Origin of the sequence: Salinimicrobium marinum (assembly GCF_014651535.1) — a bacterium.
Taxonomy (GTDB): domain Bacteria; phylum Bacteroidota; class Bacteroidia; order Flavobacteriales; family Flavobacteriaceae; genus Salinimicrobium; species Salinimicrobium marinum.
On the sequence record NZ_BMXB01000010.1, the window covers coordinates 127,114 to 136,818 of the forward strand.

General features: G+C 38.6%; 11 protein-coding genes. 5 read left to right on the plus strand and 6 right to left on the minus strand.

Going from position 1 to position 9,705, the window contains the following annotated elements:
- Positions 1-67: 67 nt before the first annotated feature.
- The 6 genes from IE056_RS12545 to IE056_RS12570 are packed head-to-tail and all read right to left on the minus strand — an operon-like array spanning position 68 to position 4,983.
- Entirely contained in the window at positions 68-763 is a 696-nt protein-coding gene (locus IE056_RS12545) for a lycopene cyclase domain-containing protein (protein ID WP_189605061.1), read from the minus strand.
- Positions 760-1,227, minus strand: coding sequence for a sterol desaturase family protein (locus IE056_RS12550; RefSeq protein WP_189605062.1), 468 nt, complete (start codon positions 1,225-1,227; stop codon positions 760-762). Before IE056_RS12550 ends, IE056_RS12545 begins: the two co-directional genes overlap by 4 nt.
- Positions 1,228-1,252: 25 nt before the next feature.
- Positions 1,253-1,759, minus strand: a complete 507-nt coding sequence (locus tag IE056_RS12555) for a hypothetical protein (RefSeq protein WP_189605063.1) — start codon at positions 1,757-1,759, stop codon at positions 1,253-1,255.
- Entirely contained in the window at positions 1,756-2,592 is an 837-nt protein-coding gene (locus tag IE056_RS12560) for a phytoene/squalene synthase family protein (RefSeq protein ID WP_189605064.1), read from the minus strand. The genes IE056_RS12555 and IE056_RS12560 overlap by 4 nt, the downstream gene beginning before the upstream one ends.
- On the minus strand, positions 2,576-4,072 hold the full coding sequence (gene crtID / locus IE056_RS12565; RefSeq protein ID WP_189605065.1) for a bifunctional phytoene desaturase/3,4-desaturase: 1,497 nt from the start codon (positions 4,070-4,072) through the stop codon (positions 2,576-2,578). The genes IE056_RS12560 and crtID overlap by 17 nt, the downstream gene beginning before the upstream one ends.
- Before the next feature lie 2 nt (positions 4,073-4,074).
- Positions 4,075-4,983, minus strand: a complete 909-nt coding sequence (locus IE056_RS12570; protein ID WP_189605066.1) for a MerR family transcriptional regulator — start codon at positions 4,981-4,983, stop codon at positions 4,075-4,077.
- A 244-nt stretch (positions 4,984-5,227) separates the two neighbouring features.
- On the opposite strand from IE056_RS12570, the gene IE056_RS12575 reads away from it, so the two are divergent.
- From IE056_RS12575 to IE056_RS18525, 5 genes are all read left to right on the plus strand, one after another.
- Entirely contained in the window at positions 5,228-5,458 is a 231-nt protein-coding gene (locus IE056_RS12575; RefSeq protein WP_189605067.1) for a DUF6095 family protein, read from the plus strand.
- A gap of 136 nt (positions 5,459-5,594) precedes the next feature.
- Complete coding sequence (locus IE056_RS12580) at positions 5,595-7,961, plus strand: TonB-dependent receptor (protein ID WP_189605068.1); 2,367 nt, start codon at positions 5,595-5,597, stop codon at positions 7,959-7,961.
- Positions 7,962-7,964: 3 nt separating this feature from the next.
- Positions 7,965-8,771 (plus strand): DUF4249 domain-containing protein, encoded by an 807-nt coding sequence (locus IE056_RS12585; RefSeq protein WP_189605069.1) that lies wholly within the window; start codon positions 7,965-7,967, stop codon positions 8,769-8,771.
- 292 nt (positions 8,772-9,063) lie between these two features.
- Positions 9,064-9,237, plus strand: coding sequence for a hypothetical protein (locus tag IE056_RS12590; RefSeq protein WP_189605074.1), 174 nt, complete (start codon positions 9,064-9,066; stop codon positions 9,235-9,237).
- A gap of 72 nt (positions 9,238-9,309) precedes the next feature.
- Positions 9,310-9,489 carry a winged helix-turn-helix transcriptional regulator gene (locus IE056_RS18525; protein ID WP_229793750.1) on the plus strand — a complete coding sequence of 60 codons (180 nt, stop codon included), beginning with the start codon at positions 9,310-9,312 and terminating at the stop codon, positions 9,487-9,489.
- Positions 9,490-9,705: the final 216 nt, after the last annotated feature.

The following is a 9,705-nucleotide window of genomic DNA, read 5'->3' on the forward strand; positions in this document are numbered from 1 at the left end:
CCGAAGAGGCAGAAATCTGTGTCCTTGCTGCCTCGATCAGAAAAAGATCATAAATTATACTCCTTTTCTATACAAAGATCTTTCTTCGATTTAGAATATACTTATAGATCAATAAGTTCAGTAAGATTAGTTCCATTCCATAAAAAGTATCTTCTACCGGAATGGTTCCTATCCTGTACCCCATAAACTCATTCTCATTATACCAAACCACTGGTTCATCCAGACCGGTGCCGGTTAGGACTCCGTTCACAATAAAAAAAGGAATTAAAAGGACTGCATAGATCATGTAAAATTTCCCAAGCCAGTTTACTTTTAAAACCCATTTTGCAAATGCCAGCATCGCAGCAAAACTTATAAAGGTTGTTACCGTATATGGCTTATCATAATAAATAAACCCAAAGACCAGTAACAGGATTATAAAAAGCAGCGTCACGTATTTTTCGGCGTTCCCTGTCAGGAAATTCCGAAAGAAAATATCGAGACAGTGATAGGTAAACACACAGGCGTAGGGAATACAAAAGAAAAACAAGATTTCCTCTAAAGGTAAATTTCCGATTTCCACCCCAAGCAGATACTGAGAATTAAATCCCCAGATCCCCCGCGATGTAAAATACATATCCCAAAGAATAAAGATCACTCCGGAAATTATTACCGCAGGAAAAAAGGCAAACCAGGTTTTATGAAAATTTAATTTGGGATGAAAAGAAAAAATAAAGGGAATTATGATCGTAAAAAAATTGATCAACAAATAGGTAAAAATCATTTTCTCACTTTTTGTTCCCTAAAATAATGATATGGTACCCAAAGCATTCCAAAACATTCTCCGTCTTCTTTTCCTATATGCTTATGATGCATTTTATGCGCACGCCGAATTCCTTTAAAATAAAAATTATCAATCTTTCGAAGGATCTTGAACCGCTGATGAATAAAAACATCATGCACCAGGAAATAGCATAATCCATATATGGTGATCCCCAGACCTATCCAGAAAAGATAATTATATCCGTTTTCCATTCCGAAGTATAAGCAGAGGATCCCGGGAATGGCGAAGATTAAAAAGAAGAAATCATTATGCTCAAAAAACCCTGAAGATTCTTTCTTGTGGTGATCTTTATGCAAGGTCCATAACAGCCCGTGCATAATGTATTTGTGCGTAAACCAGGCCACCCCTTCCATTGCAAAAAAGGCTGCCAATACAATCAATATATTTAACAGAATAGTTGCCATAAATTCAAGTTACTAAAATCTTTTTTTAATTCTTTATTTTTTTAATCTGTTCTTTCTCCTGCACCGTAGTAGATTCTGCCTCCAGAAGGAAATTTTTCACCTTACTTTTCATTCCCTTATGATCAATTCCCGGCAGTACTTTTATTAGAAAAGTCCTGTCTGCATCGAGAAAGTCATTATATCCTAAAAATCCTGGAGCTTTAGTTTGAGCTGAAAATCGGAGGTATCGCAGTTCAATGTTCGAAGGATCTGCTTCAATAGCTTCAGCCAGCATCGCTTTTCCCTGTTTAAAGTAAGACAGCCTTTTAAAAGGATTAAAAACATGTTTAGCCTTGACCATAGTAGCAATCCCTTTGTAACCATATAACAAAGGATTGGAGGTATTGTAAGGTTCCAACAGCTCCAGAAGTTCCTCACAGGCGTCTTCATTCATGGGAGCTTTTTCTGAAAGCGCCCGTACCTCTTCAATATCAGGATCTGCCACCAGTAAATTACCCACGGCCAAAAGACACACCATTATTAATATTCTCATACCATTCTCATTTTACACTCTACCAGACTATTCAACATCAATTGCATTTTCTTTCCATTATTGATCCTTATTCTTTCCTGCATCACTCTTTGTGCGGGGAGTTTTTTGATTTTATTAAACAGGGAGCGGTAATAAACATACGCCAGATAAACACCTCCCTTGGAAGACGGAGGAAGTTTACGTATGCCGCAAAGGGCCAGCACAAAATCTTCTTCTATTTCCTGTTCTATCTCCTTTTTTTCTTTCCCCGTAAAATTGGTCATATCAACATTTGGAAAATAGCTTCTTCCCAAGGTATGATAATCTTCCTTCAAATCTCTCAAAAAATTCACTTTTTGAAATGCAGCACCTAATTTCATGGCGTAATATTCCAGCTCATGATACAACTTCATATTCCCTTCGATAAATACATGAAGACACATCAGGCCTACCACTTCTGCAGAACCGAGGATGTATTCTTGATATTTTTCTGGAGTATATTCTACTTTTTTAAGATCCATTTCCATGCTGGTCAAAAAAGTTTCAATCAGCTTCGGATTAAGGTTATACTCATGAACCGCTTCCTGAAATGAGTTAAGGATAGGGTTTACAGAAATCCTGCTTTCTATGGCTTCATAGGTATCACTTTTAAACTTTGCCAGTAAATGTTCCTGATCATAGCCTTCAAAGCTGTCTACGATTTCATCGGCTACCCTAACAAAACCATAAATAGCATAAATAGCTTTTCTTAGGCGATTGTGCAAAAAATAGATTCCCAGCGAGAAGCTGGTACTATATGCCTTGGTAGTATCCTTACTAACCCGGGCAGACAGATTATCAAACAATAACTTCATGCTTCTGATTTTTTAAATATTTTTCCAGTTGTTCTGCAGCAATTTTTCCTGAAATCAAAGCCGGCGGTACTCCGGGCCCCGGCACCGTTAACTGCCCGGCATAGAAAAGGTTCTTCACCTTCTTGTTCCTGATCTTTGGTTTCAGAACCGCAGTTTGACGCAGCGTATTGGCCAGGCCATAGGCATTTCCTTTGTATGAATGATAATCTTCTATAAAATCACTTACACAATAACTTCGTTTATAATCAACATATTCCCGGATTTCTTCTCCAACCTGACTTTCCAGGCGGCTCATCATTACTTCGTAATATTGTTCCCTTAGCGCTTCATCATCTTTTAATCCCGGAGCTAAGGGCATTAGAAGAAATAGATTTTCATGTCCATGAGGTGCCACCGAACTATCTGTCCTGGAGGGGCAGCAAACATAAAATAAGGGCTTCTCGGGCCATTTAGGATCTTTATAGATTTCTTTTGAATGCTGAAAAAGATCTTCCTCAAAAAAGAGCGTATGGTGTTCTATTCTCTTTATTTTCTTTGAAAGTCCTATGTAATAGATCAAACAAGAGGGCGCAAAAGTTTTCTTATCCCAGTAAGATTCGTTATAATTTCGTAAAGCGGATGGTAACAGTTTACTTTCCACATGATGATAATCGGCTGCTGCGACCACCCCGTCAAACTGGAGTTTTTCACCATGAATGATCAATCCGTTTGCGAGTCCGTTATGGACACTAATTTCTTCTACTTCGGAATTGAAATGAAAGGTGACACCATTATTCTCACCTACCTGCATAAGAGCTTTGATTACCTCATGAAAACCACCCATAGGATACCAGGTTCCTAATTGTAATCCGGCGTAGTTCATCAGACTGTATAAAGCCGGAGTATCCTGAGGCATGGCACCCAGGAAAAGCACCGGAAATTCCATTAAAGCTATTAGCTTTGGATTGCTAAAATATTTTCGCACATGCTTACTGAAAGAGGAAAATACCTGAAGCCTCAACGCTCCTTTTAAGAATCCGGCATCGGCAAATTCAGAAAGAGAAAGTCCGGGCATATACACCAGCTCCTTCATTCCCTTATCATACTTGAATTGCGCTTCCTGCATAAACTCCTTCAGTTTTGCCGCACTTCCTTTTTCAACAGATTCAAAAAGTGCGCAGAGTTTATTAAAATCATCCGGGATAGGAAGCGTTTCTTTTTTATCAAAAATGATCTCGAACGACGGATCCAAAAGTTTCAGCTCATAAAAATCGGAAACCTTATAACCAAAATCTTTAAAGAAGTTCTCAAATACATCGGGCATCCAGTACCAGCTGGGTCCCATATCAAAAACATAGCCTTCTTCCGTAGTAAATTTTCTAGCTCTTCCGCCTGCACTATCGTTTTTTTCAAAAACATGAACCTCATGTCCTGAAGCAGCGAGATAAGCTGCCGAACTTAATCCCGAAAAACCTGAACCAATAATTGCTATTTTTGACATCCTTAATTGACTGATTCGTTACTTATCATAAATTCCAGTTCTTTCTCAAGTTCGGCCACTGCTCCTATTTTATGTGTCCTTTTGCCAAGATCCAGTTGTCCAAGTAATTTCATATTTCCTGAAAGGTATATTTCCTGTTTTGGAAGTAAAGATTCCAGGTCTTTAATATACTGCTGCGCAATTTCGGGATGATCGTAATGCACTAAAAATATAAGCAGCTTTGAAGGAGAAACCTCCTTTACAGCATCGATCAGGGACGTAACAGGCAAATTGGCTCCCAGATAAAAGACTTTTCGTCCGGACGATCTTATGAGGTAATTTGCAAACAACAATCCTATTTCATGAAATTCGTTTTCCGGTAAAAACAACAGCCAGGATTCACCTTTATTTCCCTCCGGAGGAAGTGCATCAATGGCTGTAAATAACTTCTGCCTAATAATATTACTAATGAAATGCTCCCTTGCCGGGGGAATTGTATTACTTGCCCAAAAAAAGCCCAGACGCTTCAACAAAGGATAGATCACAAGCAAATAGGCATCCCTTATTCCATATTTCAAGAGGCAGTGAGAAAACGTTTTCTCGAAATGAACTTCGTTAAAATCCATTGCTGCAGCTATAAGCTGAGAGATATATACTTCTGCAAGCTCACTACCGCGCTCTTTTTCTTCAAGTTCTGCTATGAGGGAGAACAACTGTTCATCCTCCATGGCTCCTAGTTGGGATATTTTATAACCAGCTTCTGTAAGACTAACAATGTTTAATAACCTTCTAAGCTGTTTAGCGTCATAATAACGTGTATTACCTTCAGATCTATTCGGCTGAAGTGCATTATACCGCTGTTCCCAGATTCGGATAGTATGTGCTTTGATTCCTGAAAACTGAGAAAGCTGCGATATTGAGAATTGATTCATTGTTTAACTTTATCGACCCAAATTTAAACAACAAATCGGGAAGAAAAAGACAATTATGATAATATTAGCAATCCCAATCCAGAAAACTCAATCTTTACACCCGGAGATGTTTCAGCTGAAATACCGTCCATTATAAAAGTGTTGATTAAGATAAGAAAAAAAAATATACTGTTGCTCATTTTTTCCATTGACAGATAAAGTTCTAACTAGCAAATTTTTATAAATTTGCTTATATCCAAATATTATGCAAGACAGAAAACATACAGATAAGAAAGTTTTGATGGATGGAATTAAAATGATGGCAGGCTCTTTACCCCTGGCTTTCATAGGCCCAGTGGTTCTCTTCAGTACCTTTAAAAATCAGGAGCATCCCTTTTTCATTCCAATTCTTATCCTGGCACTTACAGCCATGGCCGGAGCCATATTTCTTATGTTCAAAGGTCTTGGCAAAGTCATGAAGTCTCTTTTTGATTAGGGCTACCATCTATTTTACTTATCACTGGTGTTGTTCCAAGTCAGGAAATTATAACTTTGTTTAGTTTTTAACCTACCAAAGTTTCACTAACTGGATTTCGAATTGCAGAAATTGTATCTTTACCCAAAAATTTCTCTTGAAAAAATCATTTTCTGTTCTACTCTTTTTCTTCTTTTCATTTCTTCATGCCCAGGATACATATAACCTAAAAGGAGTCATAAAAGACAGTGCCAATAATGAAAACTTAACCGGGGTGAATATCTTGTTTCCGGACCTTGGCACAGGAACCACCAGCAATGAATATGGATTTTACTCCATAAAGATCCCGGAAGGCACGCATACTATTACGGTGACCTACCTTGGCTATACCTCTGTTTTCAGGGAAATCTCTGTAACAGAAAACACAACTCTAAATTTTGAACTTGAAGAAGCATCTGAAAGTCTTGAGGAAGTTATAATTACTGAAGATGTGGAGCGCCTGAATATCAGGAAACCAGAAATGAGCGTCAATAAACTTGAAATAAGCACCATTCAGAAATTACCAGTTTTATTTGGAGAAGTAGATATCGTGAAATCTCTTTTGCTGCTACCGGGAGTTTCAAATGCCGGAGAAGGTTCTTCAGGGTTTAACGTTCGCGGTGGAGCAGCCGATCAGAATCTTATCCTTCTGGATGAGGCTACTATTTACAACTCTTCCCACCTCTTCGGACTTTTTTCAGTATTTAATCCTGATGCCATTAAAAACCTGAAACTATACAAAGGCGGAATTCCTGCTGAATACGGTGGTCGGGTTTCGTCCGTTCTCGATATTTATCAAAAAGACGGAAACAGCAAAAAGTTTGAAGCTAAAGGAGGAATAGGATTGATCTCCAGTCGATTGCTGGCAGAAGGCCCCATTGTGAAAGATAAAGGTTCTTTCCTTGTGGGCGGAAGAAGCTCTTATGCACATTTATTTCTCAAACTTACCGATAACGACAACTCTGCCTACTTTTACGATCTCAATACAAAACTGAGTTACAAACTAGACGACAATAACACGCTGTTATTTTCAGGATATTTTGGAAGAGATGTCTTCAACATAAGTGAAAGTTTCAATAACATTTATGGAAATACCGTTTTTAATCTAAGATGGAATCATATTTTAAAAGACAACATCTTTACAAATCTTTCCATGATCTACAGTGATTATTACTATGGACTAACACTCGACTTTGTAGGGTTTAACTGGAACAGCGGCATCAAAAACATGAATATAAAATATGATTTTGACCACTACGTAAACGAAAACCTTGAATTGAATTATGGCTTACAAAGCACTTATTATGAATTTAATCCAGGAGAAATTGAACCTAATTCTGAAAGTTCCGGAATCAACTATGAGGAACTGATTAAAAAATATGCTTTTGAAAGCGCTGCGTATTTTTCAGTTAATCATACTTTTTCCGAAAATTTTTCCGCTGAATACGGTTTAAGATACAGTACATTTTTCAGGCTGGGTCAGGAAGAATTAAATCTTTATGAAAATGATGTCGCGGTTCGTTATAACGAAACTTTCGGCATTTATGAAAGTGTAGATCCCATAAGTACCAAATCACTTTCTAAAAGCAAGGTAGAACGTGTTTTTGGCAATCTGGAGCCACGACTTGCCATGGCCTACAGCTTTAATGATGACCAATCAGTCAAAGTTAGCTATAACAGGATGACACAATACCTGCATTTAATCACCAATACCAGTTCCCCGACTCCTCTTGACGTATGGGCGCCCAGCGGAAAATATATTGAACCCCAGTTGCTGGACCAGGTTGCCATTGGTTATTTTCAAAATCTGAAAGATGAACTATATTCCGTGGAAATTGAAGCTTACTATAAGGATCTAAAAAACAGATTAGATTATATTGACGGGGCAAATCTCATAGCCAATGACGCTATTGAGCAGGTACTACTTTCGGGAGAGGCACGTGCTTACGGACTGGAGTTGTTACTACGAAAGAACAAAGGACGATTTTCGGGATGGCTGGCCTACACTCTTTCCAGATCTGAACAAAGAACACCCGGCAGAACTGAGATTGAACCCGGAATAAATAACGGCGACTGGTATGCCACCGGATATGATAAAACCCATGATCTTTCTTTCACTGCCACTTATGATCTCTCTGAAAAATGGCAGCTTAGTTCAAATTTTATTTTTCAGACGGGACTTCCTACCACCTATCCTACAGCCCAGTATCGTTTCGAACATTTAACTATTCCTGTATATTCCGAAAGAAACAGCAACAGGCTTCCTTCTTATCACCGCTTGGATCTTTCTGCAACCTATACTCCAAAAAAGAAAAGAAACGGAAGTTTTGAATCCTCCTGGAATTTTGGAATCTATAATGCGTATAACAGGATGAATGCGCTCTCCTTGACTTTTAGACAAAATGAAGACACGAGAGTGAATGAGGCCGTACGGCTTTCGCTCTTCGGAATTATTCCTTCGGTTACTTACAATTTTAAATTCTAGACCATGAAATTATATAAAAAATTAGTTCTCTTTCTTCTGATGGCCCTGACAATATCCTGTGAAGAGGTAGTGGATTTAGACCTGGAGGAGTCAGAGCCAAGACTGGTCATAGAAGCTTCGCTGGTTTGGAACCTTAACCAGGTACAGAATCCGCTGTTCATTAAATTAACCACTACCGCTCCGTATTTTGATGAAGATATCCCTCCGGCAGCAGGAGCGAGTGTAAGAATATTTGATGAAGCCGGTACTGAGTATGATTTTGAAGAAACAGAACCAGGGTTATTCCGAAATGATGGATTCACTCCTGAACCTGATCTCGTTTACGAACTTGAAGTGATCTATGAGGATGAAGTATATCGCGCGACCGAATCTATTGTTTCCACTCCAGAAATTGAATTTATTGAGCAGGACAATGAGGGCGGATTCTCTGGCGATGAGATTGAGCTTAAAGCTTTCTATACAGATCCTGCAGGAAAGGGAGATTATTACCTGTTCCGTTTTTTCCACGAGGACCTGTCCATACAGATCTATGATGATGAACTGATCGACGGAAATCAAAGTTTCGCTTTTTTCAGCGATGAAGATTTGGAATCTGGTGACGAAGTAGTATTTGAGCTCCAGGGAATTTCTCGAGGCTTCTATGAATACCTGTTCATTCTGAGATCACAGGCAGGCAGCGGCGGAGGTCCTTTTCAAACACAGCCCACTGTTGTAAGAGGTAATATTGTCAATACTACCAATCCCGAGAATTTCGCATTTGGATATTTCAGGTTATCAGAAAGGGATGTGCAGTCTTATGTAATAGAGTAGATTTTTTCAGTTTCAGTTGTTCGGAAGAAAGATACTACCTGAACGTATTAACTCTTCCATTTGCTGAAGGATAGTTTTAACAAGCAAAACTTTCTTCCTAAGAGAACAACTGCTTCATATTGGTTTCTTACTATAATGATAATAAAAATGTAATTTTCATAATTAGGCAAAGATTCGGATTCGCACAGCCTATAACAGAAAAGAAAAAGGCGCCTGGAAAGGTCGTTATTAAGAACCCACAGCTTTAGACCAAATCTTATTATGCTTAATAAGCTGTTGTAAATATGGTCTGATGACATCTCGGGGTATCCACGTCATCGGCAATTACTACAGCAACATCCTATATAGAGATACAACTTTTTCCATTGTCATCCATAATAAGATAAAGACTTCGGTTGCGATCATTTCTGGTTCTACCGTTGTTATGCCGGGGATATGGAAGGTAAATAGAAATACATTATTGTAACCACACTTTTCTTTATAGAAAAAATGAAGTTTATGGAATTGCAGCGCCAAATGGATAAAAATTTAACCCAAGATGTTGTCAAAAGAGCTGAAGGATCCTGAGATGAACCACCTTATTACACGAACTGTTTGTGTTACTGGACCCATCACAGTAGAATATGAGTTAAACGAACTAGGCAAAAGTGTGCATACCATCATTAAAGCAATAGGTGAGGGAGGCATCAAGTATCGTAAATCTGTAGTAGTTAAGTAAAAGCTAGAAAGGACCACAGTGGGTTGCAGAAGTAAATTTCGACCCAGCCCTTGGCCACCACACCCAAAGGGAGGGACCGGAGATCTATTTTCATGATTAGATTTAGCGCATAAAAAAAACCCTTCATCAAATACATGATGAAGGGTTCTAAAAAAAGGCGGCGACATACTCTCCCACTGGATGCAGTACCATCTGCGCTAACGGGCTTAACTTCTC

What these genes read in the sequence shown, in the direction of transcription:
- IE056_RS12545 (WP_189605061.1), bottom strand. Translation starts at nt 763, where the DNA reads ATGATTTTTACCTATTTGTTGATCAATTTTTTTACGATCATAATTCCC.
- IE056_RS12550 (WP_189605062.1), bottom strand. Translation starts at nt 1,227, where the DNA reads ATGGCAACTATTCTGTTAAATATATTGATTGTATTGGCAGCCTTTTTT.
- IE056_RS12555 (WP_189605063.1), bottom strand. Translation starts at nt 1,759, where the DNA reads ATGAGAATATTAATAATGGTGTGTCTTTTGGCCGTGGGTAATTTACTG.
- IE056_RS12560 (WP_189605064.1), bottom strand. Translation starts at nt 2,592, where the DNA reads ATGAAGTTATTGTTTGATAATCTGTCTGCCCGGGTTAGTAAGGATACT.
- crtID (WP_189605065.1), bottom strand. Translation starts at nt 4,072, where the DNA reads ATGTCAAAAATAGCAATTATTGGTTCAGGTTTTTCGGGATTAAGTTCG.
- IE056_RS12570 (WP_189605066.1), bottom strand. Translation starts at nt 4,983, where the DNA reads ATGAATCAATTCTCAATATCGCAGCTTTCTCAGTTTTCAGGAATCAAA.
- IE056_RS12575 (WP_189605067.1), top strand. Translation starts at nt 5,228, where the DNA reads ATGCAAGACAGAAAACATACAGATAAGAAAGTTTTGATGGATGGAATT.
- IE056_RS12585 (WP_189605069.1), top strand. Translation starts at nt 7,965, where the DNA reads ATGAAATTATATAAAAAATTAGTTCTCTTTCTTCTGATGGCCCTGACA.
- IE056_RS12590 (WP_189605074.1), top strand. Translation starts at nt 9,064, where the DNA reads ATGACATCTCGGGGTATCCACGTCATCGGCAATTACTACAGCAACATC.
- IE056_RS18525 (WP_229793750.1), top strand. Translation starts at nt 9,310, where the DNA reads ATGTTGTCAAAAGAGCTGAAGGATCCTGAGATGAACCACCTTATTACA.